The 24,174-nt window shown below is 69.1% G+C and carries 25 protein-coding genes and 1 pseudogene; 15 read left to right on the top strand and 11 right to left on the bottom strand.

All coding sequences use genetic code 11. From position 1 onward, the window contains the following. Positions 1-74: 74 nt before the first annotated feature. Together AC1RR5_RS07910 and AC1RR5_RS07905 are read right to left on the bottom strand one after the other, a co-directional pair. Positions 75-1,361, bottom strand: a complete 1,287-nt coding sequence (locus AC1RR5_RS07910; protein ID WP_492920713.1) for an adenylosuccinate synthase — start codon at positions 1,359-1,361, stop codon at positions 75-77. Positions 1,362-1,485: 124 nt separating this feature from the next. Continuing rightward, a complete protein-coding gene (locus AC1RR5_RS07905; RefSeq protein WP_492920711.1) occupies positions 1,486-2,094 on the bottom strand; it encodes an acyloxyacyl hydrolase in 609 nt (202 codons plus the stop codon). A gap of 146 nt (positions 2,095-2,240) precedes the next feature. Between AC1RR5_RS07905 and AC1RR5_RS07900 the strand changes: the two genes are divergently transcribed. The 6 genes and pseudogenes from AC1RR5_RS07900 to AC1RR5_RS07875 all read left to right on the top strand — a co-directional run bounded on the left by AC1RR5_RS07900 (position 2,241) and on the right by AC1RR5_RS07875 (position 9,060). Next, positions 2,241-3,218, top strand: a complete 978-nt coding sequence (locus AC1RR5_RS07900; RefSeq protein ID WP_492920710.1) for a threonine ammonia-lyase — start codon at positions 2,241-2,243, stop codon at positions 3,216-3,218. A 126-nt stretch (positions 3,219-3,344) separates the two neighbouring features. Further along, complete coding sequence (locus tag AC1RR5_RS07895; RefSeq protein WP_492920709.1) at positions 3,345-4,538, top strand: alanine racemase; 1,194 nt, start codon at positions 3,345-3,347, stop codon at positions 4,536-4,538. Between the two features lie 36 nt (positions 4,539-4,574). Next, complete coding sequence (locus AC1RR5_RS07890) at positions 4,575-6,230, top strand: M28 family metallopeptidase (RefSeq protein WP_492920707.1); 1,656 nt, start codon at positions 4,575-4,577, stop codon at positions 6,228-6,230. Positions 6,231-6,358: 128 nt separating this feature from the next. After that, entirely contained in the window at positions 6,359-7,747 is a 1,389-nt protein-coding gene (locus AC1RR5_RS07885) for an L-serine ammonia-lyase (RefSeq protein ID WP_492920705.1), read from the top strand. A gap of 49 nt (positions 7,748-7,796) precedes the next feature. Next, a pseudogene (locus AC1RR5_RS07880) lies at positions 7,797-8,590 on the top strand (DUF72 domain-containing protein). Next, positions 8,587-9,060 (top strand): hypothetical protein, encoded by a 474-nt coding sequence (locus AC1RR5_RS07875; protein WP_492920703.1) that lies wholly within the window; start codon positions 8,587-8,589, stop codon positions 9,058-9,060. The pseudogene AC1RR5_RS07880 and the gene AC1RR5_RS07875 overlap by 4 nt, the downstream one beginning before the upstream one ends. Here AC1RR5_RS07875 and AC1RR5_RS07870 read toward each other — a convergent pair. Beyond that, complete coding sequence (locus tag AC1RR5_RS07870) at positions 9,057-9,848, bottom strand: DUF1295 domain-containing protein (protein ID WP_492920701.1); 792 nt, start codon at positions 9,846-9,848, stop codon at positions 9,057-9,059. The genes AC1RR5_RS07875 and AC1RR5_RS07870 overlap by 4 nt on opposite strands. Positions 9,849-9,899: 51 nt before the next feature. Next, positions 9,900-11,123 carry an acetyl-CoA acetyltransferase gene (locus AC1RR5_RS07865; RefSeq protein ID WP_492920699.1) on the bottom strand — a complete coding sequence of 408 codons (1,224 nt, stop codon included), beginning with the start codon at positions 11,121-11,123 and terminating at the stop codon, positions 9,900-9,902. Positions 11,124-11,248: 125 nt separating this feature from the next. Here AC1RR5_RS07865 and AC1RR5_RS07860 point away from each other — a divergent pair, with 125 nt between their 5' ends. Next, entirely contained in the window at positions 11,249-12,196 is a 948-nt protein-coding gene (locus AC1RR5_RS07860) for a winged helix-turn-helix transcriptional regulator (protein WP_492920698.1), read from the top strand. A 23-nt stretch (positions 12,197-12,219) separates the two neighbouring features. After that, entirely contained in the window at positions 12,220-12,699 is a 480-nt protein-coding gene (locus AC1RR5_RS07855; RefSeq protein ID WP_492920697.1) for a hypothetical protein, read from the top strand. A 4-nt stretch (positions 12,700-12,703) separates the two neighbouring features. Here AC1RR5_RS07855 and AC1RR5_RS07850 read toward each other — a convergent pair whose 3' ends face one another. Then, a complete protein-coding gene (locus AC1RR5_RS07850) occupies positions 12,704-13,705 on the bottom strand; it encodes a dipeptide epimerase (protein WP_492921318.1) in 1,002 nt (333 codons plus the stop codon). Positions 13,706-13,752: 47 nt separating this feature from the next. Continuing rightward, positions 13,753-13,956, bottom strand: a complete 204-nt coding sequence (gene didA / locus AC1RR5_RS07845; RefSeq protein ID WP_492920696.1) for a DNA damage-induced SOS-independent cell division inhibitor A — start codon at positions 13,954-13,956, stop codon at positions 13,753-13,755. 110 nt (positions 13,957-14,066) lie between these two features. On the opposite strand from didA, the gene AC1RR5_RS07840 reads away from it, so the two are divergent. Both AC1RR5_RS07840 and AC1RR5_RS07835 read left to right on the top strand, forming a co-directional pair. Beyond that, complete coding sequence (locus AC1RR5_RS07840) at positions 14,067-14,375, top strand: polyhydroxyalkanoic acid system family protein (RefSeq protein ID WP_492920695.1); 309 nt, start codon at positions 14,067-14,069, stop codon at positions 14,373-14,375. Positions 14,376-14,705: 330 nt separating this feature from the next. Then, positions 14,706-14,999: a GNAT family N-acetyltransferase gene (locus AC1RR5_RS07835; protein WP_492921317.1), complete on the top strand. Its 294-nt coding sequence runs from the start codon at positions 14,706-14,708 to the stop codon at positions 14,997-14,999. Here the strand turns inward: AC1RR5_RS07835 and AC1RR5_RS07830 are convergent. Then, positions 14,942-15,376 (bottom strand): winged helix-turn-helix transcriptional regulator, encoded by a 435-nt coding sequence (locus AC1RR5_RS07830; RefSeq protein ID WP_492920694.1) that lies wholly within the window; start codon positions 15,374-15,376, stop codon positions 14,942-14,944. The two genes, AC1RR5_RS07835 and AC1RR5_RS07830, sit on opposite strands and share 58 nt — an antisense overlap. Before the next feature lie 71 nt (positions 15,377-15,447). Here AC1RR5_RS07830 and AC1RR5_RS07825 point away from each other — a divergent pair, with 71 nt between their 5' ends. Continuing rightward, positions 15,448-15,831 carry an MAPEG family protein gene (locus tag AC1RR5_RS07825; protein ID WP_492920693.1) on the top strand — a complete coding sequence of 128 codons (384 nt, stop codon included), beginning with the start codon at positions 15,448-15,450 and terminating at the stop codon, positions 15,829-15,831. Here the strand turns inward: AC1RR5_RS07825 and AC1RR5_RS07820 are convergent. Continuing rightward, on the bottom strand, positions 15,828-16,685 hold the full coding sequence (locus tag AC1RR5_RS07820; RefSeq protein WP_492920692.1) for a sigma-70 family RNA polymerase sigma factor: 858 nt from the start codon (positions 16,683-16,685) through the stop codon (positions 15,828-15,830). The genes AC1RR5_RS07825 and AC1RR5_RS07820 overlap by 4 nt on opposite strands. A gap of 94 nt (positions 16,686-16,779) precedes the next feature. On the opposite strand from AC1RR5_RS07820, the gene AC1RR5_RS07815 reads away from it, so the two are divergent. Further along, positions 16,780-17,238 carry a carboxymuconolactone decarboxylase family protein gene (locus AC1RR5_RS07815; RefSeq protein WP_492920691.1) on the top strand — a complete coding sequence of 153 codons (459 nt, stop codon included), beginning with the start codon at positions 16,780-16,782 and terminating at the stop codon, positions 17,236-17,238. A 9-nt stretch (positions 17,239-17,247) separates the two neighbouring features. On the opposite strand, the gene AC1RR5_RS07810 is transcribed toward AC1RR5_RS07815, so the two are convergent. Next, on the bottom strand, positions 17,248-17,658 hold the full coding sequence (locus tag AC1RR5_RS07810) for a DUF983 domain-containing protein (RefSeq protein ID WP_492920690.1): 411 nt from the start codon (positions 17,656-17,658) through the stop codon (positions 17,248-17,250). Between the two features lie 50 nt (positions 17,659-17,708). Between AC1RR5_RS07810 and AC1RR5_RS07805 the strand changes: the two genes are divergently transcribed. Then, positions 17,709-19,070, top strand: a complete 1,362-nt coding sequence (locus AC1RR5_RS07805) for an aminotransferase-like domain-containing protein (protein ID WP_492920689.1) — start codon at positions 17,709-17,711, stop codon at positions 19,068-19,070. Here AC1RR5_RS07805 and AC1RR5_RS07800 read toward each other — a convergent pair. Together AC1RR5_RS07800 and AC1RR5_RS07795 are read right to left on the bottom strand one after the other, a co-directional pair. Further along, the gene (locus tag AC1RR5_RS07800) at positions 19,067-19,267 is read right to left on the bottom strand and encodes a hypothetical protein (RefSeq protein ID WP_492920688.1); all 201 of its coding nucleotides are present in this window, start codon (positions 19,265-19,267) and stop codon (positions 19,067-19,069) included. The genes AC1RR5_RS07805 and AC1RR5_RS07800 overlap by 4 nt on opposite strands. Positions 19,268-19,317: 50 nt before the next feature. Beyond that, complete coding sequence (locus AC1RR5_RS07795) at positions 19,318-19,941, bottom strand: TetR/AcrR family transcriptional regulator (RefSeq protein ID WP_492920687.1); 624 nt, start codon at positions 19,939-19,941, stop codon at positions 19,318-19,320. A 76-nt stretch (positions 19,942-20,017) separates the two neighbouring features. On the opposite strand from AC1RR5_RS07795, the gene AC1RR5_RS07790 reads away from it, so the two are divergent. Together AC1RR5_RS07790 and AC1RR5_RS07785 are read left to right on the top strand one after the other, a co-directional pair. Continuing rightward, positions 20,018-21,094: an efflux RND transporter periplasmic adaptor subunit gene (locus AC1RR5_RS07790; protein WP_492920686.1), complete on the top strand. Its 1,077-nt coding sequence runs from the start codon at positions 20,018-20,020 to the stop codon at positions 21,092-21,094. Between the two features lie 3 nt (positions 21,095-21,097). Further along, on the top strand, positions 21,098-24,166 hold the full coding sequence (locus AC1RR5_RS07785; protein WP_492920685.1) for an efflux RND transporter permease subunit: 3,069 nt from the start codon (positions 21,098-21,100) through the stop codon (positions 24,164-24,166). The last annotated feature ends 8 nt before the right edge of the window (positions 24,167-24,174 follow it).

Genomic DNA, 24,174 nt, shown 5'->3' with positions numbered 1-24,174 from the left:
GCGTTTACCGTGCGACGGTGTGTCGCACCGATATGGGTAGTCCCCCCTGGAAGGGGTCGCGCATCAGGCCCCAGCTATCCCTGGAAGGGGTCGCGCATAAGGATGGTGTCATCCCGCTCGGGGCTGGTCGACAGCAGGGCCACCGGGGCGCCGATCAGCTCCTCGACGCGGCGCACATACTTGATGGCGTTGGCGTTGAGGTCCTTGAACGAGCGAGCGCCGGCGGTGCTTTCGGTCCAGCCGGCGATCTCTTCGTAGACCGGCGTGGCGGCGGCCTGATCGCGCAGGCCGGCCGGCAGGTAGTCGACGACCTTGTCGCCGATCTTGTAACCGACGCAGATCTTCAGGGTCTCCAGGCCGTCCAGCACGTCCAGCTTGGTCAGCGCCACGCCGTGGATGCCGTTGATGGCCACCGACTGGCGCACCAGCACCGAGTCGAACCAGCCGCAGCGACGGGCGCGGCCAGTGTTGACGCCGACCTCGCGGCCGACGGTCGACAGGTGCTTGCCCACGTCATCGAACAGCTCGGCCGGGAACGGGCCCTCGCCCACGCGGGTCGTGTAGGCCTTGACGATGCCCAGCACGAAGCCAGTCGCCGACGGCCCCATGCCCGAGCCGGCCGAGGCCTGGCCCGCGGCGGTGTTGGACGAGGTCACGAAGGGATAGGTGCCGTGGTCGACATCCAGCAGCGAGCCTTGCGCGCCTTCGAACAGGATGCGCTTGCCGGCCTTGTGGGCCTGGTCCAGCACCCGCCACGCCGGCTGGGCGTAGGGCAGGATGCGCGGGGCCAGTTCCATCAAGGCGTCGAACAGTTCTTCCGCCGAAGCCTCCGGCAGGTTCAGACCGCGACGCAGGGCGCCGTGGTGGCTGAGCAGGCGCTCGATCTTGGGCTTCAGGGCTTCCGGATCGGCCAGGTCGGCGACGCGGATGGCGCGGCGGCCGACCTTGTCTTCATAGGCCGGGCCAATGCCGCGGCCGGTGGTGCCGATCTTCTGGGTCGAGGCGGCCTCGCGGGCCTGGTCCAGGTCGCGGTGCAGCGGCAGGATCAGGCAGGCGTTGTCGGCCAGGATCAGCAGCTCGGGGGTGATGGCCACGCCCTGGTCGGCGATCTTGTCGATCTCGCCCAGCAGGTGCCACGGGTCGACCACGACGCCGTTCCCGATCACCGACAGCTTGCCTTGCACGACGCCCGACGGCAGCAGGGCCAGCTTGTAGACCTTGCCGTCCACCACCAGCGTATGGCCGGCATTGTGCCCGCCCTGGAAGCGCACGACGACATCGGCTCGGTTGCTGAGCCAGTCGACGATCTTGCCCTTGCCTTCATCGCCCCACTGGGCGCCGACGACGGTCACATTGGCCATGGTAGAGATATGCCTTGTCACCTGCCCGGTGACGTCCAGCGGCCCTTCGACAGGACTCGGCCGCAGACGTTTATTCAGTTGTGGGCGGCAACGAAGGCGCGGTCAAATCCAGCGCCTCGCGAAGTCAGAAGGCGTAAACCAGCCGGACCCCCGCGTCGTCAAGCCCCTGGTTCTTCCCTTGGTGGAAGATCTGGCCGTTCGACAGGTGGGTGTAGCTCAGTTCCACCGACACCTTGTCGCTGACCTGGTAGCCCAGGGCCAGCTCCGGCTCGAACAGCACCTTCGAGCCGAAATCGATGCGGTGGTAATAGAGATAGGTGCGGCGGTCGCGCTCGGCCTGGGTCAGGCCCGGGGCGTTGGCGGGCGGCAGGCCGGCCTTGCCGTCGGTATAAGCCAGGCCGATGCCCGGGCGGAAATAGAAGCCGCCGGGCTGGCCCAGCTCGATCCGCCAGTCGAAGCCGGCGGCCACGAAGTTGGAGGTGTTCTTGCTGTTGATCGACACCATGGTGTGGACCTGCGGCTTGCCCAGCCACGTCAGGTTTTCCAGGCGATTGGTGCGATAGCCCAGGTGGACGTCGAAACCGTCCTCGCGCCCCGCGGCCCCCAGGCCGACGGCGTTGCCGATGAAGGTCACGTCGTGCTTGTAGACACCGACAAAGGCTTCGCCGGCGCAAGCGGGCGCGGCGACGGCCAGCGCGGCAGCGGCCGCGGCGGCGAACATGGCGGTCTTCATCGAGTCGTCCTGAACAGTCAGCCCCGCCCTATATGGATCGAACGGCGATTGTCGCAAAGTGTTTCAGGCGGCGTTTCTTGAACGGTTTCGCCCTGGTGTGGCGGCAACGCTTCAAAAGCAGCACTGCAACCCCTAAACCTGGGGGCATGACCATCGCCCTCGCTGACATCCAAGCCGCCGCCGTCCGTCTGAAGGGCCTGGCGGTCGAGACGCCGCTGATCGAAAGCCCTGCGCTGAACGAACGCCTGGGCGGGCGGGTGTTCCTCAAGCCCGAGACCCTGCAGCGGGCCGGGGCCTTCAAGTTCCGGGGCGCCTATAACCGGCTCAGCCAGCTGAGCGACGCTGAGAAGGCGCGCGGCGTCGTGGCTTTCTCGTCCGGCAACCACGCCCAGGGCGTGGCGCTGGCGGCCAAGCTGCTGGAGATCCCGGCCCTGATCGTCATGCCGTCGGACTCGCCGGCCGTGAAGGTCGCGGGCACCAAGGGCTTCGGGGCCGAGATCCGCTTCTACGACCGCTTCACCGAGGACCGCGTCGCCATTGCCGACCAGATCGCCGCCGAGCGCGGCTGCACGGTCGTGCCGTCGTACGACGATCCACACATCATCGCGGGCCAGGGGACGCTAGGCTTGGAGATCGTCGAGCAGGCCCGCGCCAAGGGTGTTGAGCTGGACCGCGTGCTGTCGCCCGTCGGCGGCGGCGGCCTGATCGCGGGCACGAGCACGGCGGTGAAGGGCCTTTCTCCGTCCACAGAAGTCTGGGGCGCCGAGCCCGCCGGCTTCGACGAGACCCGCCGCTCGCTGGAAAGCGGCCAGCGCGAGACCATCGACAAGGACGCCCGCTCGATCTGCGACGCCCTCCTGACGCCGGCGCCGGGAGAGCTGACCTGGCCGATCAATAGCAAGACGTTGAGCGGGATCGTAGCGGTGACCGACGCCGAGGTCGCTGAGGCGATGCGTTACGCGTTCTCGGTGCTGAAGCTGGTGGTCGAGCCGGGTGGCTGCGTGGCGCTCACTGCCGCTTTGACGGGCAAGGTTGATCTGAAGGACCGGACGGCGGCGATCGTGCTGTCGGGCGGAAATGTGGATCCGGGGTTGTTCGCGAGCATCCTCAAGGGTGAGATCTGAGCATTTCCATTTACCGCTCATCCCCGCGAAAGCGGGGACCCAAGCGGTGTTTCCAGATTGCGTTCTGACGTTCAGCGTGGGTCCCCGCTTTCGCGGGGATGAGCGGTTTTAGGGGTTGGGGATCAGATGAACTTTCCAAGCGCACAGCACCTCCCCCAGACCCCTCTCCTCGTCGTCGACCGCGCCGCGCTCACCCGCAACCTCGCCCGCATGCAGGCCCTCTGCGACGCCGCCAGCGTGCGCCTGCGCACCCACGGCAAGACCCACAAGAGCTCCACCCTGGCCCGGTTGATCGTCGAAGGCGGCGCCGTCGGCCTGTGCTGCCAGACGGTCGGCGAGGCCGAGGCCTATGTCGCCGGCGGCATCAAAGACATCCTCGTCACCGCCCCCGTCCCGCCCTGGGGCCCTGCCCGCCTGGCCGCCCTGGCCCGCACCTGCGCGACCATCGGCGCAGTCGCCGATGACGAGGGCCAGATCGACCGGCTCTCGGACGCCGCCGTCGCCGCCGGCGTCAAGCTGGACCTGGTGGTCGACCTCGACCTCGGCACCCACCGCGCCGGCGCCTATCCCAAAGACGCCCTGCGGCTGGCCCGCGCCGCTGACGCCTCGCCGGGCCTGCGGTTCGCCGGCCTCCAGGCCTATCTGGGCCACCTGCAGCACATGGACGACCTTGCTTTGCGCCAGAGCGCCGACGAGGCCGCCTTCGCCACGCTGAAAGACCTGGTCGCCGAACTGACCGCCGCCGGCCTGCCCCCGGGTGTCGTCACCGGCGGTGGCACCGGCACCCACGCCTACGACCTGGCATCTGGCGTCTATACCGAGCTGCAGGCCGGCTCCTACGCGGTGATGGACGTCGAGTACGACGCCTGCGGCGCGCCCGGCGGCGGCGACTGGGCGTTCGAGCCGGCGCTGTTCGTGGCCGCGACCGTGGTCTCGGGCAACCACAAGAGCCACGTCACCTGCGACGCCGGCTTCAAGGCCATGTCGATGGACGGCCCGCCGGCCCGCGTGGTCGCCGGCGCCGCGCCGGGCTCGCTGTGGCGGCCGATGGGCGACGAGCACGGCATGATCGCTCACCCCGCCATGATCGACGTGCTGAAGGCCGGCGGCCGCGATCCGCTGGGCTTCGACCGCGCCGTGGCGACCGCTGACGCCGATCCGACCCGCGATTTCCCGGCCGATGCGCCGAGGGTCGGCGACCTCGTCTGGCTGCAGCCGGGCCACTGCGACCCGACCATCAACCTCTATGACGCCCTGCACGTCTGGGACGGCGAAACGCTGGAGCGCTGGGCGGTGGACGGCCGGCGGGTCACGCTCTAGGGTCCGCGCCAAGATTTCCCCCAAAGAGGGTTCCGGATGAAACGCCTGCTGCTTGCCACCGCCTTGATCGCCGCGCCCATGCTGGCGCAGGCCGCTGACGCGCCCAAGATCGACCCCGCCAAGCTGTCGGCCCACATCAAGGTGCTGTCGTCCGACGACTACGAGGGCCGCGGCCCCGGCACGGCCGGCGAGACCAAGGCCGTCGGCTATATCGTCGAGCAGATGAAGGCCATCGGCCTGACCCCTGCCGGCGACGTGCAAAAGGACGGCAAGCGCGCCTGGACCCAGAACGTGCCGCTGGCCAAGTTCCAGCTCGACGGCCCGGTCGCCGCGTCCTTCACCAAGGACGGCAAGGCGCAAGCCCTGACCCAAGGCGACCAGATCGCCATCCGCGCGGCCATGACCAATGTCGACGCCGTCTCGCTGAAGAACGCCCCGATCGTCTTCGCCGGCTATGGCGTCAAGGCGCCGGAGCGCAATTGGGACGACTTCAAGGGCCTGGACGTGAAGGGCAAGATCCTGGTCGTTCTGATCAACGACCCGGACTTCGAAACGGGTTCCGGTGATTTCGGCGGCAAGGCCATGACCTATTACGGCCGCTGGACCTACAAGTTCGAAGAGGCCGCCCGCCTGGGCGCCGCCGGCGTGCTGATCGTCCACGAGACGGCGCCGGCCTCGTACGGCTGGGCCACGGTCAAGAACTCCAACACCAACGTGATGTTCGACATCGTCCGCAAGGAGCCGGCCAAGCAGCATCCGGCCGTCGAGGCCTGGATCCAGCGCGACACGGCCGTCGACCTCTTCAAGCAGGCCGGCCTCGACTTCGACGCCCTGAAGAAGCAGGCCCAGACCCGCGACTTCAAGGCCGTGGAACTGAAGGGCGTGACCTTCTCGACCGACTTCAAGGTCAAGCACGAGACGATCGTCTCCAAGAACATCGCCGGCCGCATCGTCGGCACGAAGTTCCCGAACGAGACCATCATCTACAGCGGCCACTGGGACCACCTGGGCGTGGGCGCGCCGGACGCCAAGGGCGACAAGATCTATAACGGCGCCGTCGACAACGCCGACGGCATCGCCGGCATCCTGGAGCTGGCCCGCGCCTTCAAGAGCCGGCCCGCGCCGCAGCGCTCGATCCTGTTCCTGGCCGTGACCGCCGAGGAAAAGGGCCTGCTGGGCTCGGAATACTATTCGGCCAATCCGCTGTTCCCGACCGCCACCACGGTGGGCGACATCAATATCGACGCCCTGTCGGCGGCCGGTCCGGCCAAGGACGTGACCACCTCGGGCGACGGCAAGGTCGACCTGCAGGACATGCTGGCCGCCAAGGCCAAGGCCCACGGCCGTTACTTCACGCCCGACCCGACCCCGCAGGCTGGCCACTTCTACCGCTCGGACCACTTCCCGTTCGCCAAGCGCGGCGTGCCGGCGATCTCGATCGGCTCGGGCAACGACCTGATCAACGGCGGCAAGGAAGCCGGCGAGAAGGCCGAGGCCGACTACACCGAGAACCGCTACCACCAGCCGGCCGACGAATGGTCGGCGAGCTGGGATCTGTCGGGCCAGGCCATGGACCTGGGGCTGGTCTACGAGATCGGCGCCGACCTGGCGAACTCGCGCGTGTGGCCGCAGTGGCAGGCGGGGTCTGAGTTCAAGGCGCTGCGCGACAAGACCGCGGCGCAGCGGAAGTAACACCAAGCGCACGAGATCCTCGTCCTTCGACAAGCTCAGGATGAGGATCTCGACTGCACCATCGTATCCAGAGCTTACCAGTAGCCCTCATCCTGAGCCTGTCGAAGGACGAGGGCGGACCCACGATCATGACCGCCTCCGTCTTCGACCTGTTCAAACTCGGCGTCGGCCCGTCGAGCAGCCACACCATGGGGCCGATGACGGCCGCCGTGCTGTTCATCGGCCGCCTGCGCGAGGCGGGGAAACTGGCCGACGTCGCGCGGGTCGAAACCCGCCTCTACGCCTCGCTGGCCCTGACCGGCAAAGGCCACGCCACCGATCGCGCCGTGATCCTGGGCCTGATGGGTTTCGTCCCCGCCACGCTCGATCCCGACGCCGGCGAGGCGGCCCTGCTGGAGAGTCAGGCCACCCAGTCCCTGAACCTGGGCGGCGACCATCCCGTCGCCTTCGACGAAGCCAAGGACATCGTCTGGCTAGGCCACGAACGCCTGCCGCAGCACCCCAACGGCCTGACCTTCACCGCCTTCGACAAGGCCGGCGAGGTCCTCGCCGAGCGCACCTATTTCTCGATCGGCGGCGGCTTCGTCCGCGACGAGCGCGAGATGGGCAGCAACGCCCCGCCCGAGACCGGTCCGGAAATCCCCCACCCGTTCGAGAGCGGCGCCGACCTGCTGCAACGCGCCGCCGATGCGGGCCTGTCGATCGCCGGGGTCATGGGCGCCAACGAGCTGGCCCGGATGTCGGAAGACGACATGAACGCCGGCCTCGACCGCATCTTCAACGCCATGGAAGCCTGCATCGATCGCGGCATGCGCCAGGACGGCGTGCTACCCGGCGGCCTGACCGTCAAGCGCCGCGCCCGCCAGATCCACCAGACCATCCTCGGCCGGATGGAGCGCCAGATGAGCGACCCGCTGGCGGCCATGGACTTCGTCAACCTGTGGGCCATGGCGGTCAACGAGGAGAACGCCGCCGGCGGCCGTGTCGTCACCGCCCCGACCAATGGCGCGGCGGGCCTGGTCCCCGCCGTGCTGCGGTTCTTCGTGCGCTTCCACAAGGGCACGCCCGAACAGATCCGCGTCTTCCTGCTGACGGCGGCCGCCATTGGCGCGCTCTACAAACGCAACGCCTCGATCAGCGGGGCGGAAGTCGGCTGCCAGGGCGAGGTCGGCGTCGCCTGCTCGATGGCCGCCGCCGGTCTGGCCGCCGCCCTGGGCGGCACCAACGCCCAGATCGAGAACGCCGCCGAGATCGGCATGGAGCACAATCTGGGCCTCACCTGCGACCCGATCGGCGGCCTGGTGCAGATCCCCTGCATCGAGCGCAACGCCATGGGCGCCATCAAGGCCATCGACGCCGCCCGCCTGGCGCTGTTGGGCGACGGCCAGCACTCGGTCAGCCTCGACAAGGTCATCGCCACGATGAAGCGCACCGGCGAGGACATGAACGAGATCTACAAGGAAACCTCGATGGGCGGCCTGGCCGTGGGCCTGTCGGTCAACCGGGTGGAGTGCTGACCGCAGGAGTCAGCAGCCTCGCGTCCCGCCCTTGCCGAACCGGCCGGCGATGCTAGGGTGCGCGCCGAGAACAGGAAGGGAACAGGCATGGCCAAGGGCGTGATCCGGGCAGGCATCGGCGGCTGGACGTTCGAGCCTTGGCGCGGTCCCTTCTACGGCGATGACGTCAAGCAGAAGGACGAGCTGAAATATGCGTCGTCCAAGCTGACCAGCATCGAGATCAACGGCACCTACTATTCGACCTTCAAGCCCAACAGCTGGCAGAAGTGGCGCGCCGAGACGCCGGACGACTTCGTGTTCGCGGTCAAGGCCAGCCGCTACTGCACCAATCGCAAGGTGCTGTCGGAGAACAACGACTCGCTCGAGAAATTCCTGTCCCAGGGGCTGGAAGAGCTGGGTCCGAAGCTGGGGCCCATCAACTGGCAGTTCATGGGGACGAAGAAGTTCGATGCGGCTGACTTCGAGGGATTCCTGAAATTGCTGCCAAAGGAGCGCGGCGGGGTACAGCTGCGCCACGCGCTCGAGGTTCGCAACCCGACCTTCGCCTGCCAGGAGTTCTACGACCTGGCCGCCAAGTACGGCGCGGCCATCGTCTACGCCGTCGACGACGAGGAGCCGACCTGGCCCTGCATCGACGAACCGACCGCCGACTTCACCTATGCGCGGCTGATGTCCAGCAAGCCGGACGAGCCGACGGGCATGACGTCCGAGGAGCTGGACGGGATCGTCAATCAGGCCCGGACCTGGGCCGAGCGGGGGGACGTGTTCGCGTACTTCATCGCCGGCGCGAAGGTGCGGAACCCGGCGGCGGCGATGGCGCTGATCGAGAAGTTGAAGGGGTGACGCTGCTCGACGCATTCGAAATCCGCTCGGGAAATCATCCCGTCGGGGGAATGACGATCGACATCGCCGAGGGGCCAAAATCCGGCCATGCCTCGGCGTCCCGCATCACCCTTTCCGATGCTGGGTTCGACTTGGTCGAACCGGTGCTGCGCCGCATTGCGCCGAACTATCACCCGGATACGCGCTACGGGATCGGTGAGTTCGACGCCGTGACCTGGCGTCGCGTCGCCGCGGAATTGAAGGCGACGGCGCATCGTTTGAGCGCGGACGGCGTCCTGACCGCCGATGATGTCGTCCACACGCTTGTCTATGACGCCGACGACAATCCCCTGGCCGATGCGGACAGCTTCCTGCGCGAAGCAAACACGCCAGAAGCCCGCGCAGTCATCGAAGCCTTTCTGTCATCGGTCGCCGACTGGATAGAAGCCCGCCTCGAGCATGCGACGGTCCTGACGATCTTCGGCTACTAGGCGGCCTTCTTCGGAAACCACGGCACGAACCCACTGGTCCGCGCCACATAGGCCTCATACCCCGGCTTGCTCTTCCGCATCCGGCCCTCGGTCGTCGGCACGCCGCTCCACTTCGTCAGCAGCACGGTGATCAGCACCGGCCCCGGCAGGCTCCAGGCGCCCAGGCCGCTCTCGGCGGCGATCAGGTACAGCCCCCACCAGACGCAGGCGTCGCCGAAATAGTTCGGGTGGCGGGTGTAGCGCCACAGGCCCTTGTCCATGACCTGGCCGGCGTTGGCGGGATCGGCCTTGAAGCGGGTCAGCTGCCAGTCGCCGATCGTCTCGAACAGGATGCCGACCAAGGCCAGGGCCGCCCCGGCGAAAGCCAGCGGGCCAAGCGGCCCCGGCTGCTGGCCCAGTTGCACCGGCAGGGCGACCAGGAAACCCAGGGCGTATTGCAGCGAGAACACCAGCAGCAGCGCGGTCTTGGCAAAGCCCCAGCCGCGCGTCCGCTCGGCATGGGCGATCATCGAGACATAGCGCCGATCGGCCCCATGCTTGCGCCACCGCCACAGCAGGTACCCGCCCAACCGCGCCGCCCACAGGGTGCAGAGGCCGGTCAGCAGCAGGCTGTGCGGGGTCGGCGGAGCTTGCAGAAAGGTGCTCCAGGCCAGCAGCGCCATGCTAGGTCCCCACCAGGCGTCGATGAAGCTGACGTCCTTGATCCGTAGACTGACGATCCACAGAAGCAGGAACGCAACCGCCGAAACGGCGGCGTTGACGAGGAGCAGGGTGAGCGGCGGAGGCATGTGAACAGGGACCTCGAGCAGGGCTATTGAACTGGCGAAAGGAAGCGACCTCTACGTCCCCACGACAAAACTCACCGTTGTCGTCGTGGACCCGCCGATGTTCAGCGTCTGCACCGTCTTGGCCCCCTCAACCTGATAGTCCTCGGCCCGTCCCGAGGTCTGCTTCCAGGCGTCCAGCAGCATCCGAACGCCCGTGGCCCCCACCGGGTGCCCGGCCCCGATCAGCCCGCCGGACGGATTGATCGGCAGCTTGCCACCGATGGCGATGTCGCCGGCCTCGACAGCCTTCCAGCTTTCACCGGGCGCGGTCAGGCCCAGGTGGTCGATGGCCATGTATTCGGTGGCGGTGAAGCAGTCGTGGGTCTCGACTGCGTCGATACCGGAGACGTCCGGCGCGATCCCGGCCCGCGCGCGGGCGTCCAGGATGGCGCGGCGCACCTGCGGGAAGACGTAAGGCGCGTCACGCGACGCCTCGACCTTGCGCGCATAGCTGATCGGCGCCGAACGATGGCCCCAGCCCTTGATGCGCGGGATGCTCTCCAGAGGGATGCCGCGCTTGTCGGCGTATTCCCGCGCCCGCCGCTCCGACGCCAGGAACACCACGGCCGAGCCGTCGGTGACCTGGCCGCAGTCCTGCTTGCGCGTGCGGCCCTCCACCACCGGATTGGCGACCGGATCGTCGGTGAAAGCCTCGGGTCCGAAATTCCACCCGCGAGTCTGGGCGTTGGGGTTGCGCTTGCCGTTGGCGAAATTGATCTCCGAAATCCCCATCAGGTGCCGGTAGTCCAGGCCGTAACGCCGGTCGTACTCGTCGGCCAGATCGGAGAAGGCGCGCGGCCACAGGAAACGCGCATCCTGGAACTCGTGGCCGGCCCAGGCGGCGCTGCCCAGGTTCTCGGCCGCCTTCTGGCCGGGGACATTGCGCATCTGCTCGATGCCGACGACGCAGGCCAGGTCGTAGCGCCCCGCCTCGATCTCGGCCGTCGCAGCCAGGATGGCGACACTGCCCGAGGCGCAGGCCGCCTCGTGCCGCGCGGTCGGCAGGCCGTCGAAGGCCGGATGCACCATGCCGAACATGCCGCCCAACAGGCCCTGCCCCGCGAACAGCTCGGCGGCGAAATTGCCGACATGGCCGGTCTCGATGTCCTTGGGATCCAGGTCGACGACCGCCAGCCCCTCGCCGACGACTTCGGCGAAGGCGTCGGCCAGCTCGCGTCCTTCACGGCTCCAGTTGGCGGCGAAGTCGCTCTGCCAACCACCCAGCACATAGACCATGCGCCAGCTCCCTCATTTCTAGTTAGTTCGATTATACAAGCGACCATCGTCGAGTCCACGACTTAGACGAACAACGGTTTGAACCACGTTGACTCGCCCAGCCGAAGCGGCCCACCAAGCCGCCCATGGTCCCGCCAAAGGCTCCTGCTCTCGTCCGTCGCAGTTCAGCCGCCCGCGCGCTGAACCTGATCGGCGACCGCTGGACCCTGCTGGTGCTGTACGCCGCCTTCATGGGGGTGAAGCGCTTCGACGGCTTCGTGGCCATGACCGGCGTCGCCCGCTCGCTGCTGACCGACCGCCTCAAGCGCCTGGAGACCGGCGGCATCCTGGAGCGCCGCCTCTATCAGGACCGCCCGCCGCGCTACGAGTACCGGCTGACGGCGATGGGCCGCGACCTGTACGACTCGGCGCTGATGCTGCTGGGCTGGGAGATGCGCTGGCGCTTCGATCCCGACTGCCCGTCGCACCAGATCGTCCACGAACCGTGCGGCCAGCCGCTGAAGCCCGTCCTGGCCTGCAAGACCTGCGGCGAGGCGGTGAAGGTGCGCGATATCACCCTCTCCCCCGGCCCCGGCGCCGGGCTTGAACCCGCCCCGCCGGCCCGCCATTCCCGCCGCGCCAGTTCCGACGACGTCGGCGGCGCGCCCCTGCATCCGATGCTGGAGCGCGGCATCGAGGTGCTGGGCGACCGCTGGACCGCCCACCTGGTCGCCGCGGCCTTCTACGGCCTGCGCCGGTTCAAGGATTTCCAGGCCGAACTGAAGGTCGCCAGCAACATCCTGACCGACCGCCTGGAACGACTAGTGGCGCGCGGTATGCTGGAGCGCGTGCGGTATCAGGAGCGGCCAGAGCGGTGGGAATACCGGCTGACCCAGGAAGGCCGCGACCTCTTCCCGCTGATCGCGGCGCTGATGGCATGGGGCGATCGGTGGCTGGCAGGTAGTGAGGGAAGCCCGGAAATCCTGACACACAGCTGCGGCGCGCGGCTGGAGCCGGTGGTGCGTTGCGGGGCATGCGGAGGCGGTGTCGATGTGGGAAACACCCAGGTATCCCTGCCTCTAAGCCAGAGTTGATCCGCTCGCCCAAGGAGCACGCCATGGACTTCCCATTGGGCCCGCTGGACCTGTTCCTGATCGACATCAGCGAGCCGCGCGACAATGACCTGCGCATCGTCATCGTGGTCGCTGACGATCCGAGCCCCTTCGAGACCGTAGACCTGGCCGGCATGTCGATCGAGGCGCGCGAGATCCGTCTCAATCGCGAGAGCCCGGTGCTGGAGCTCTACTGGTCCGACTATGTCGTCTACGCCATGCGCAACGAGCGTTTCGCGACCCTGGCGCCCGGCGAAGAGCCCGTCCCCGATCGCCTGTCGACCCGCGCTGCGTCGCCGTTCCTCGACTATGTGGCGGCCTCGACCTTCGCGACGAACGACTATCCGGGCCCTCTGACGCACTGGGCCCTGGTCACGCAGAACCATTGCCTGGACGTCGTCTCGACGACCCCGCCCGAGGTTCGCCGGCTCGAGCGCCATGAATATCCCACGGGTCCCGTGGCGAGGGACCGCGGCGTCGGCTAGGCCGTCACAGCCACAGCCCTTCGGCCTCCACGCCATCGCCCCAGAACCCCGGCTTGGGCGGTGTGATCCGGCCGCGCTCGACCCGCAGGCCGCCGGGATGATCCACCGCCAGCCACCATGGCCCGTCCAGGTCGGCGAAGTCGCTCGCCCCGCCCAGGTGCAGCGCCGGCGCGACGCCCAGCGACGAGGCGACCATGCAGCCCGTCATCACCTGGAACCCCAACCCCCGCGCGGCCTTCAGCATCGCGACCGCCTCGGTCAGGCCGCCGGTCTTGTCGAGCTTCAGGTTCACCGCCTGGTAGCGGCCACGCAGCTTGGCCAGATCGCCGCCGACATGGACGCTTTCATCGGCGCAGACCGTGAACGGCGGGTCCCAGCCTTCCAGGTCTTGGTCGGCGTCGGCCGGCAGCGGCTGCTCGACCAGGGCGATGGGCAGGTCGGCCAGCAGGGGCTTGAGGTCCCGCAGGATGTCGAAGGTCCAGCCCTCGTTGGGGTCGACGATGAACCGCGAGTTCGACGCAGCGGCCGCGACGGCGCGCAGGCGAGCGGCGGGATCTTCGGCCGAGAGCTTGATCTTGATCAGCGGCGCATCGGCGACGGCGCGGGCGGCTTCGGCCATGGCTTCGGCGCTGTCGAGGCTGACCGTGACGGCGGTGACCAAATCGGTCGGGACCGTCAGGCCAGTGGCCTCGGCGACGCTGACGCCCGTGCGCTTGGCGCGGAGGTCCCAAAGAGCGAGGTCAAGGGCATTGCGGGCCGCGCCGGGCTGCAACGCGGCGCAGGCGGCCTCCACATCGTCAGAAGCTAGCGCGGGCGCGAGTTGCGCCAACACGCTCTCCACCGTCTCGTCATAGCGGCCGTAGGGCACGCTCTCCCCACGCCCGATATAGCCCTCTGCCGAGGCCGTCACCTCGACCACGTCGGCGGCGGTCTTGACCCCGCGCGAGATGCGGAACGGGGCCTTCAGCGGATGCGAGACCGGGCGGGCGGAAACGACGATCGACATGCCCGCAGGCATGCCGCGTTTCGTCAGATCCTACCAGCCCCCCAAAATCACCAGCCCCAGTGACGCGGGATGGGCGAGTCGGCGCGGCGCTCGGCCATCACCTTCAGGGCCAGCGGACGGTCGACGACGAACAGCACCGCCCAGACCAGCAGCACGCCGGCATAGTGGATGGCGCCGAGCAGGCCGCCGGGACGACCGGGACGAACGAAGCGGCGCGCGGTGAACGGCTGGGTCATGGCGAAGTCGGTCATGTCGTCCCTCATCTGATGAAAACGATCTTGGCTGCGCCATGCGCCAGAATCGGACGTATTGAACTGGACCGCCGCCGCCCGCATTTCAGGGTAAGCTTCGAGAGGATTCCATGGCCAAGACCGTCAGCATCAACATCCCCCACCAGCTGGGCGCGGCCGAGGCCAAGCGCCGCCTGGAGCAGGGCCTGTCGCAGCTGGCCGGCCAGATCCCCGGCGGCGACGCCAAGGGCTTCACCCAGAGCTGGGCCGGCGACGTGCTGAACTTCTCGGCCGTGGCCATGGGCTCGACCATCACCGGCGTCGTCCAGGTGCTGGAGGATCACGCCCGCCTCGACATCTCCCTGCCCGGCCTGCTGGGCATGGCGGCCGGCAAGATCAAGGACGAGCTGAGCCGTCGCGGTCAGGCCCTGCTGAAGTAGCCATGTCGTCCCTGGAGATCTGGTCGCTCGGCTACTGCCGGGCGCGCGGCTATGGCGATCCCGTGCCGGGGCCGGCCGGGCTGTGGTTCGAGATCGGCTTTCCCGATCAGTTGGGTCGCCACGTTGTGACCTCGGCGTTCGAACCGAAGGCCTATCGCCGCCTGGTCGCGGGGATCGCCCGGCCCTGCACTTACGTCGAGGCCCTGGCGCCGCGCGAGACGGTCCTGCCCCACGTGCCGGCCGGCTGGATCGTCCGCGATCCGGCCTGGCTGATGGCCACGCGTCTGGCCGCCGCCGAGCGCCGAGCCGCCGCCCGGCTACACGCTCCGCCTGACGCAGACCGACAACAAGCTGCACATCGACATCGACGCGCCGGACGGCAGCCCCGCCGCCACCGGTCGCTGCGGCCTGGCCGGCGACAGCGTCACCTTCGACCGCATCATCACCGAGGAAGCCCACCGCCGGCGCGGCCTGGGTGGCCTGATCATGAGCCGGCTGACCGCCGCCGCCCTGGAGCACGGCGCTACCCACGGCGTGCTGATCGCCACGCCCGACGGCCGGGCGCTCTATTCGACCTTGGGCTGGTCCGAGGTCGGCGAGGTCGTGTCGGTCATCAGCGGCTGATCGCGCGCCAAGAGCTGCGCCGGTGTCATGGTCAGGAGCCCCTCCGGGATCGGGCGGCGGTTGGGGATATTGTCGCGGCCCCAGACGGCGATGGCCTGCAGCACCGGCAACAGGTCGGCGCCCGCCGGGGTGAGGGCGTAGCGCCCCCGCGCGCCCGAGCCCGCTGCCGCCCGCTGCTCGACGATCAGCCCCGCCTCAACCAAGCGCTTGAGGCGCTCGGACAGGATGTTGGTGGCGATGCCCTCGGGAGCGGACTGGATCTGCCGGAAGCTGCGCGCGCCCAGTATCAGGTTGCGGATCACCAGCAGCGACCACTTGTCTCCCAGGATGTCCAGGGTCGAGGCCATGGCGCAGTCGGAGCGGAAGGTGCGGTCCATGGCGAAGATCTCACGCTTGCAAAATGCAACCTAAGCCCGGATAGTCCGCGCAACAAGCGGGGGAAATCCAGATGATCGTCGCACCTATCACGTCCACCCTGGCCGCGCTCGCCGCCGTCGCCCTGGTGGGGCTCAGCGTCCCGATCTCGGCCCAGCGGTTCAGGGCCAAGGTCTCGCTGGGCCATGGCCGCGACAAGGACCTGGAGTGCCGCGTCCGCGCCCAGGCCAACTTCGTCGAATATGTGCCGCTGACCCTGATCGTGCTGGGCCTGGCCGAGGCCGGCGGCGCGTCGACGATGGCGATCACCCTCATCGCCGCCGCCGTCGTGCTGGGCCGCGCCGCCCACGCCTGGGGCATGCTGGGCGGGCCCTTGCGCGCCCGTCAGCTGGGCATCCTGCTGACCTGGATCGCGCTGCTGGGCGCCGCCGGCGTGCTGGCCTTTAGCCTGATCTAGACCACCGAGACCTCAGCCGAGGCCAGGCGATCGGGATCGCCGGCGGCGAAGATTTCGACGACCTTGCCGTTCTCGATCCGGATGTCGAGCACCAGGTACAGCCTGCCCAGCGGAGCCACGACCGCGCCGATGACGCCATCGACCAGGGCGGTGCGACCGGAGACCGCCAGGCCGTTGTAGTAGGCCGCGACCTTCTCGGCGCCGCGCAGCTCGCGGGTCTGGCCGCCGCCGGCGAAGATGTCGGCGCGGACCACGACATTGGGATCCAGCACCGCCATCAGCCCGGCCATGTCGCCGGTGCGCGAGGCCAGCAGGAAGGCGTCGACCACGCTCTTCTGGGCCGTCTGGGCCGTATCCAGCACATCGCCGCCGCGCACCCGGCGACGCGCCCGGCTGGCCAGCTGGCGGGCGGCGTCAGGCGTGCGCTCGACGATCGGCGCGATCTGCTCGAACGGCATGTCGAACAGGTCGTGCAGGACGAAGGCGATCCGCTCGGCCGGGTTCAGCGACTGCAGCACGACCAGCAAGGCCAGCCCCACGGAGTCGGCCAGGATGGTCTCGCGCTCGATGGCGTCCTCGCCGCTGACCGAAGGCTCGGGGCCACCTTCCAGCAGGGCGTCCTCGCGGCGGGACTTCTTGGCGCGCAGCATGTCCAGGCACACGCGCGAGGTCACTGTCGTCAGCCAGGCCGACAGGTTGTCGACGCCGCTGGTGTCGGCGCGCGACAGGCGCAGCCAGGCCTCCTGCACGGCGTCCTCGGCCTCGGGCAGCGAGCCCAGCATGCGGTAGGCCACGCCCCGCAGGCGGATGCGGTCGGCTTCGAATCGATCGGCGAGAAAATTTTGTTCGGGCATCGGTCACATCGCTCCGTCGGCTTCCGTCACCTCTTCGACGAACGGATGTCGCCGGATGTGACCGGCGGCGCCGACAAACCGCAAGGAGACTTCGATGCAAGCCCGTATGACCCAGCCCGCCTTCCTACTGCCCGACGCCATGAAGGCTCTGATCGCGCTCAGCAAGTCCGCCCATGTCGAGGGCGTGCCGGAAACCCTGCACGAGCTGCTGCACCTGCGCGTCAGCCAGATCAACGGCTGCGGCGTCTGCCTGGAGATGCACGCCCGCGCCGCCGCCAAGGCGGGCGAGAGCCCCGAGCGCCTGGCCACCGTCGCCGGCTGGCGCGACACACCCTATTTCACCGACGCTGAACGCGCCGCCCTGGCCCTGGCCGAGGCCGTGACCCGCGTGGCCGACAAGGCCGACCCGGTGCCGGACGACGTGTGGAATGAGGCTGCCCGTCACTATGACGAGAAGGCCCTGGCCGGCCTGCTGATCAGCATCTCGGCGATCAACGTCTGGAACCGCCTGAACGCGGCGACGCGCCAGGTGGCGGGTAGCCTCGGCGTGTAATCGGAAGGGCTAGAGCCGCCGCGAGTCGTAGTCGTGGCGGCCCAGGCTCTCGAAGCGGCCCTCCTCGGCCTTGTTGATGTATTGGGCGGCGACCAGCCAACCCTTCACTGGGCGCAGGGTCCCGAGACAGCCCAGGATCAGGGCCGGGAACACCGTGGCGAAATGCACCCAGATCGGCGGGTGGAAGGCCACCTCGACCCAGGCGAAGATCGAGATGATCACGATGCCGACGCCGCTCATCACGAAGAAGGCCGGGCCGTCGGCCGGGTCGGCGAAGCTGTAGTCCAGGCCGCAGCGGTCGCACGACGGGGCCAGCTTCAGAAAGCCGCTATAGAGCTTGCCCTCGCCGCAGCGGGGGCAGCAGCACTTCAGGCCGGCCTCCACAGGCGTGGGGGAGTCGTAGAACTGTTGGTCGGCCATCGAAGAGCCCTTCCTACAATCGCAGGATTGATCCATACATTGTGCGATCAATGTATGGATATTGTCGCGTGACCACAACTAAGGGATCACCGAATCTGGCGCCCGCCTGGCTGCGTCGGATCGACGCCTTGGACGGGCCGGCCTATCGCCGCATCGCCCAGGCGCTTGAAAACGCGGTGGCCGAGGGCGAGCTGCAGGCCGGCGACCAGATCCTGGCCCAGCGCGAAGTGGCTCGTCTTGTCGGAATCGACTTCACCACCGTCACCCGCGCCTATGCCCTGGCCCGCGAGCGCGGTTTGATCGAGGGCGCGACCGGTCGCGGCACGTTCATCCGTTTACGGACGATTGAGGATGAGGCCGGTCTGGTCGACCTGTCGATGAACCTGCCGCCCCCGCCGGCGGGGCTGAACCTGGCGGCCCTGCTGCGCGAGACGACCGGCGCGATCCTGGCGCGAACCGATCCGGCGACCTTGATGGCCTACCACCCCGGCGCGGGCTCCCTGGCCCAACGGACGGCCGGTGCGGCCTGGCTTGTAACGGTGCTGGGCGAGGTCGCGCCCGAGCGGGTCGTGGTCGCCAGCGGGGCGCAGACGGCGCTGTCGGCGCTGCTGGACCATCTGACCGTCCCCGGTGACACGATCCTGGCCGAGGCCTTCGCCTATCCGGGTCTTCTGGCCACCGCCGCTCGGCGCGGCCTGAAGGTCGTCGCCTGCCCGCTGGACGACGAAGGCCTGGAGCCCGCGGCGCTGGCGCGGCTGATCGCCGAGCATCGTCCGCGCCTGCTGTGCTGCACCCCGACCTTCCAGAACCCGACGGCGGCGACCATGAACCTTTCGCGGCGAGAAGCGGTCGTGAACATCGCCAAGGCGGCAGGCGTCACGATCATCGAGGACGACGCCTACGGCCTGCTGCCAGCCTCGCCCCTGCCCGCCCTCGCGGCCCTGTGGCCCGAAGGCGTGTTCCACGTCGCCACCACCGCCAAGACCCTCTCGCCGGGCCTGCGCCTGGCCTATGTCATCGCGCCGCCGGGGCAGGCGGAAGGCTTCGCCGCGGCCCTGCACGCCATCGCCCAGATGCCCGCGCCGCTGATGGCGGCCGTGGTCACAAGCTGGATCCGCGACGGCGTCGCCGGCCAGGTCTTGGCGGGGGTGCGGGAAGAGGCTGTGGCGCGGCGAGCCTTGGCCGCCGAGCTGCTGCCGGCGGCCGTGGGCGGCGCGGAGAGCCTGCATGTCTGGCTGCCCGGCGCCGTGGCCGACCCGGCGGCGCGCGAACGCGGCCTGGCTCTGGTCGGCGCCGAGGCCTTCCGCGCGCCGGGCGCGGCCGGCGAAGGCCTGCGCATCTCGCTCGGCGCGGCGGGAAAGCGCGGGACTTTAGTGCGCGGCCTCAAGGAACTGGCCGCGCTCACGAGTTAGAACTCGACGTCATCCTCGTTGATCTCGCCATCAGCCTCGCCGCCCATGGCGTTCTCGAGGCTGTCGATGATGTCGTCCATCTGATCGGCGGTGATCGAGACGTAGATCGACTCGCCGCCGATGGCCGAGACCAGGAGGCGGTAGCCGTCCTCGGTTTCCTGCAGACTGAACGATTGGAGCGGCAGGAGCTTGGCCATAGGGGATCCTTCCCGGAAAAACGAGGCGCTCATCTAGAGACCCGAAGGCCCTATTTCAACGCGCCTCGCCGCAGCATGGCCACATGGGTCGCGATCAGCGGCTCGCGGTCGACCCACGGGAACTCCGGCCGGGCGATCAGCAGCGAGACCAGGCCGTGCAGGCCGGCCCACAGCGCCTGGGTCGCGGCCATGACATCGTCGCCGGCCATCTGGCCCCGCGCGTACAGCTCGCCGACCATCTCGACGAAGACGTGGAAGACCTCCTTGCCCGCCGTCATCGGGCGGCCGCCGGTCTTTTCCAGGAACGAGCCGTCGACGCTCTTCTCCAGCATGAAGGCCACGCGGTAGGCATCCGGGTGCTCCAGGCCAAAGTCGATATAGACCCGCAGGCAGCGTTCGAAACTCTCAGGCGTCGGGGTGTAGTCTACCCGCGCGGCGGCCATCTTCTGACCCAGGATCGCGAAGGCCCGCACACACAGCTCGGCGGCGATGTCGTCCTTGGTGGCGAAGTAGGCGTACAGCGCTGGCTGCGAGATGCCGGCGATCTCGGCGATCTGCCGGGTCGAGACGGCGTGGACGCCTTTCTGGGCGAACAGGCTCTGGGCGGCGTCGAGGATCTCCTCGCGGCGCTCGGCGCCCTGGCCCTTGGGTTTACGCGGGGAACGGGTCTGCATCCGACGTCCTTGACCACCGGTCTCCAAGCTTGACAAGCAAGCATTATCGATCACTGATAACTTATCATCGATCGATGTGGAACAGCTTATGTGGCGGAACGGGTTTCTGGCGTCGACGACTCTAGTCGCGGCGGTCGTTCTGGCCGGCTGTGGCGGCAAGCCCAAGACCGATGAACCGGTTGCGCCGACGCCGGTCGAGGCCGCGCGGGTAGCCGCTCCCGGCGCGTCGGGCGCGGTCACCGGGGCCGGGACGCTGGAGCGCCGTCGCGAGATGGCGCTGTCGTTCCGCATTCCCGGCGTCCTGACCGCCGTGCGGGTCGAGGCCGGCGATACCGTCCGCGCCGGCCAGGTCCTCGCCGCGATCGATCCGGCGGGCGTCGACGCCCGCCAGCAGCAAACCGCCGCCGACCTGGAACGCGCCCGCCGCGACGTCGAGCGCGACAAGACCCTGTTCGAGAAAGGTTTCGTGGCCAAGCAGCGCATCGACGACCGGGCCAGCGTGCTGAAGGCCGCCCAGGCCGCCTATGACGCCGCCCGCTTCGACCGCCGCTGGGCCAGCCTGGCCTCGCCGGTGTCGGGCGTGGTGCTGGAGCGCCGGGCCCAGGCGGGCGAGGTCGTGGCCGCCGGCCAGGTGGTGGCGCGGGTCGCCGACCTGACCTCGCCGCTGGTCCTGCGCCTGCCCCTGGCCGCCCGCGAGGCCGCCCGTGTGCGCGTCGGCGACACCGCCCAGGTGACCGTCGAGGACCTGGGCAGCCAGGCCCTGACCGGCCGCGTCACCCGCGTCGGCGAGGCCGCCGACACCCGCACCGGCGCCATCAGTGTCGAGATCGAGCTGTCCGCCCCGCCGGCCGCCCTGCGCTCGGGCCAGGTGGCCCATGCCAGCCTGCAAGTCCGCACCGCGCCCGGCGCCGCCACGACCTATGCCCGCATCCCGGCCGAGGCGGTGCTGGAAGCCAGCGGCCAACGCGCCTTCGTCTACCGCTTCGACAACGGCAAGGCCCGGCGCACGGCGGTCAGCTTCGGCGGCTTCGACGGCGACGACGCCCTGGTCGCGGGCCTGCCGGGCGGGACCCAGGTGATCACCGCTGGAGCCGGCTTTGTGGCCGACGGCGAGGCCGTCCGGGTCGTCGACCCCGCGCATCTGGGGCGCTGATCCGTGAAGTTCGACCTCGCGACCTTCGCCGTCCGCCGCTGGCAGTTCACCCTGGTCGCCTTCGGCCTGCTGGTGATGCTGGGGGTCAACGCCTTCCTGAACGTGCCGCGGTCCGAGGACCCGCACTTCCCCACCCCGATCGTCATCGTCCGTGCGGTGCTGCCCGGCGCCGAGCCGTCCGAGATGGAGCAGCTGATCGTCGACCCGGTCGAGGACGCCGTCGACGGCCTCGACGACATCGACAAGGTCGAGTCGACCGCCGTGGACGGCGCGGCGGTGATCCGCGTCCACTTCACCTGGGACGTCGACACCGAGCGCAAGTTCGACCAGGTCGTGCGCGAGGTGAACGCCATCCGCGGCAACCTGCCGGCCGGCCTGCAGCGGCTGGAGATCGAGCGGGTGCGCACCACCGAAGTGTCGATCGTCCAGGTCGCCCTGACCTCCGACATCCTGCCGATGCGCCGCCTGGAGAAGACCGCCGACCGCCTGCGCGAGCGGCTGGACCGCGTGCCGGGCGTGCGCGAGGCCAAGTACTGGGGCGCGCCGCCGTCCGAGGTGCAGGTCACGCTGGACCTGGCCCGCCTGGCGGCGCTGCGCCTGCCCGCCACCGCCGTGGCCGACGCTCTGCGCCAGGCCGGCGCCGAGGCGCCGATCGGCGCGGTTCAAGCCGGAGAGAGACGCTTCAACGTCAAGTCCGGCGGAGCCTTCCGCGACCTGGCGACCGTGGCCGACACGCCCGTCCGCTCGCTCGGCGGCCAGGTCACCCGCGTCCGCGACGTGGCCAGTGTCGCCTGGGCCCAGGCCGAGCCCTCGCACCTGACCCGTTTCAACGGCAAGCGCGCCGTGTTCCTGACCGTGAACCAGAAGGACGGCCAGGACGTCGCCAAGATCACCAAGGCCGTCCAGCAGGTGTTGGACGACTACGAAAAGACCCTGCCCGCCGGCGTGAAGCTGGAGCGCGGCTTCGTCCAGGCCGAGAACGTCAAGCACCGCCTGAGCAACCTGTTCCGCGACTTCGGCATCGCGCTGGTTCTGGTGCTGATCACTCTGCTGCCGCTAGGCCCGCGCGCCGGCGTGGTGGTGATGGTCTCGATCCCGCTTTCCCTGCTGATCGGCCTGACCATGCTGCAGGCGTTCGGCTTCACCCTGAACCAGCTGTCCATCGCCGGTTTCGTGCTGGCCCTGGGCCTGCTGGTCGACGACAGCATCGTCATCACCGAGAACATTGCCCGCCGGGTGCGCGAGGGCGAGGACCGGGTCGAGGCGGCCATCAACGGCACGCGCCAGATCAGCCTGGCGGTGCTGGGCTGCACGGCCACCCTGATGCTGGCCTTCCTGCCGCTGATGGCCCTGCCGGCCGGCTCGGGCGCCTATATCAAGTCGCTGCCGGTGACGGTGCTGTGCACCATCGCCGCTTCGCTGCTGGTCTCGATGACCATCATCCCGTTCCTGGCCAGCCGCCTGCTGGACAAGCATTCCGACCCCGAGGGCAACGCCCTGCTGCGGGCGGTCAATGACGGCATCCACCGCTTCTACCGGCCGGTGCTGCACCGGTCCCTGGCGCGGCCGTGGCTGACCCTGGCGATCCTGCTGGCCATCTGCCTGACCACCCTGCCGCTGGTGAAGCTGATCGGGTCGAGCCTGTTCCCCCAGGCCGAGACGCCGCAGTTCCTGATCCGCATCGAGACGCCCGACGGTTCGTCCCTGGCCCGCACCGACCGCGCCCTGCGTTATGTCGAAAGCCGCCTGAAGACAGAGCCCGACATCGCCTGGCAGGCCGCCAATCTGGGCCGCGGCAATCCGCAGATCTTCTACAACCGCAGCCAGCGCGAGAGCGCCACGACCTTCGCCGAGGTGTTCGTCAGCCTGAAGGCCTGGGAGCCGGGCAAGAGCGAGCGGGTGCTGGACCGGCTGCGGCGCGACTTCAACAACTATCCCGGCGCGCGGATCAGTGTCCTGACCTTCGAGAACGGCCCGCCGATCGACGCGCCGGTGGCCGTGCGCCTCACGGGGCAGAACCTCGAGGTCCTGAAGGCCCTGGCCGCCCGGACCGAGGCGATCCTGAAGGCCACGCCCGGCACGCGCGACGTCACCAATCCCGTGCGCCTGGACCGCACCGACCTGGACCTGGGCGTCGACGAGGCCAAGGCCGCCGCCCTGGGTGTCCCTGCGGGCGCCCCGCGCCGCATCGCCCGCCTGGCGCTGTCGGGCGAGGAGGCCGGCCGCTTCCGCGACTCCGACGGCGACGACTACGCGGTCAAGGTGCGGCTGCCGGCCGCCGATGTCGACGGCGCGGCGCGCAATCCGCTGGCGGCGCTGAAGGGCGTCTATGTCCCGACCGCCGACGGCCTGGCCGCCCCGCTGGACGCCATCGCCATGCCGAAGCTCAAGAGCAGCCCCTCACGCATCGACCGCTTCGATCGCGAGCGGACGGTGACGATCAGCTCGTATGTCCGCACCGGCTTCCTGGCCTCGGGCGTGACGGAAGAGGCGGTGGCGCGGCTGAATAAGGACCTGCCCTTGCCCCCCGGCTACCGCCTGTCGCTGGGCGGCGAGGCCGAAGCGGCGTCGGAGAGCTTCGCGGGCCTCGGCGCGGCGGTGCTGGTGGCTGTGTTCGGCATCCTGGCCGTGCTCGTTCTGGAGTTCCAGAAGTTCAAGACCGCCCTGGTCGTGGCCGGCATCATTCCGTTCGGGGTGTTCGGCGCGGTGCTGGCCCTGGCGCTCACGGGCAACTCACTGTCGTTCACCGCGACGATCGGCGTGGTCGCGCTGATCGGCATCGAGATCAAGAACTCGATCCTGCTGGTCGACTTCACCGAACAGCTGCGCCACGAGGGCATGAACCTGCACGACGCCATCGAGAAGGCCGGCGAGGTGCGCTTCCTGCCCGTGCTGCTGACCTCGGTCACCGCGATCGGCGGCCTGCTGCCGCTGGCCCTGGAACGCTCGGGACTCTACTCGCCCCTGGCCATCGCCATCATCGGCGGCCTGATCACCAGCACCCTGCTGAGCCGCGTGGCGACGCCGGTGATGTACTGGCTGACGGCGCGCGGGAAGGCCGAGCACGCCTAGGGCGGACA

It is taken from the genome of Caulobacter sp. GW821-FHT11E11 (assembly GCF_058808315.1).
Note: the sequence above shows the minus strand (reverse complement) of the source record. Positions and strands in the feature narration are given on the sequence as shown.

Coding starts and splice junctions, on each gene's coding strand:
- AC1RR5_RS07910 (WP_492920713.1), bottom strand. CDS start 1,361: ATGGCCAATGTGACCGTCGTCGGCGCCCAGTGGGGCGATGAAGGCAAG.
- AC1RR5_RS07905 (WP_492920711.1), bottom strand. CDS start 2,094: ATGAAGACCGCCATGTTCGCCGCCGCGGCCGCTGCCGCGCTGGCCGTC.
- AC1RR5_RS07900 (WP_492920710.1), top strand. CDS start 2,241: ATGACCATCGCCCTCGCTGACATCCAAGCCGCCGCCGTCCGTCTGAAG.
- AC1RR5_RS07895 (WP_492920709.1), top strand. CDS start 3,345: ATGAACTTTCCAAGCGCACAGCACCTCCCCCAGACCCCTCTCCTCGTC.
- AC1RR5_RS07890 (WP_492920707.1), top strand. CDS start 4,575: ATGAAACGCCTGCTGCTTGCCACCGCCTTGATCGCCGCGCCCATGCTG.
- AC1RR5_RS07885 (WP_492920705.1), top strand. CDS start 6,359: ATGACCGCCTCCGTCTTCGACCTGTTCAAACTCGGCGTCGGCCCGTCG.
- AC1RR5_RS07870 (WP_492920701.1), bottom strand. CDS start 9,848: ATGCCTCCGCCGCTCACCCTGCTCCTCGTCAACGCCGCCGTTTCGGCG.
- AC1RR5_RS07865 (WP_492920699.1), bottom strand. CDS start 11,123: ATGGTCTATGTGCTGGGTGGTTGGCAGAGCGACTTCGCCGCCAACTGG.
- AC1RR5_RS07860 (WP_492920698.1), top strand. CDS start 11,249: ATGGTCCCGCCAAAGGCTCCTGCTCTCGTCCGTCGCAGTTCAGCCGCC.
- AC1RR5_RS07855 (WP_492920697.1), top strand. CDS start 12,220: ATGGACTTCCCATTGGGCCCGCTGGACCTGTTCCTGATCGACATCAGC.
- AC1RR5_RS07850 (WP_492921318.1), bottom strand. CDS start 13,705: ATGTCGATCGTCGTTTCCGCCCGCCCGGTCTCGCATCCGCTGAAGGCC.
- didA (WP_492920696.1), bottom strand. CDS start 13,956: ATGACCGACTTCGCCATGACCCAGCCGTTCACCGCGCGCCGCTTCGTT.
- AC1RR5_RS07840 (WP_492920695.1), top strand. CDS start 14,067: ATGGCCAAGACCGTCAGCATCAACATCCCCCACCAGCTGGGCGCGGCC.
- AC1RR5_RS07830 (WP_492920694.1), bottom strand. CDS start 15,376: ATGGACCGCACCTTCCGCTCCGACTGCGCCATGGCCTCGACCCTGGAC.
- AC1RR5_RS07825 (WP_492920693.1), top strand. CDS start 15,448: ATGATCGTCGCACCTATCACGTCCACCCTGGCCGCGCTCGCCGCCGTC.
- AC1RR5_RS07820 (WP_492920692.1), bottom strand. CDS start 16,685: ATGCCCGAACAAAATTTTCTCGCCGATCGATTCGAAGCCGACCGCATC.
- AC1RR5_RS07815 (WP_492920691.1), top strand. CDS start 16,780: ATGCAAGCCCGTATGACCCAGCCCGCCTTCCTACTGCCCGACGCCATG.
- AC1RR5_RS07810 (WP_492920690.1), bottom strand. CDS start 17,658: ATGGCCGACCAACAGTTCTACGACTCCCCCACGCCTGTGGAGGCCGGC.
- AC1RR5_RS07805 (WP_492920689.1), top strand. CDS start 17,709: ATGTATGGATATTGTCGCGTGACCACAACTAAGGGATCACCGAATCTG.
- AC1RR5_RS07800 (WP_492920688.1), bottom strand. CDS start 19,267: ATGGCCAAGCTCCTGCCGCTCCAATCGTTCAGTCTGCAGGAAACCGAG.
- AC1RR5_RS07795 (WP_492920687.1), bottom strand. CDS start 19,941: ATGCAGACCCGTTCCCCGCGTAAACCCAAGGGCCAGGGCGCCGAGCGC.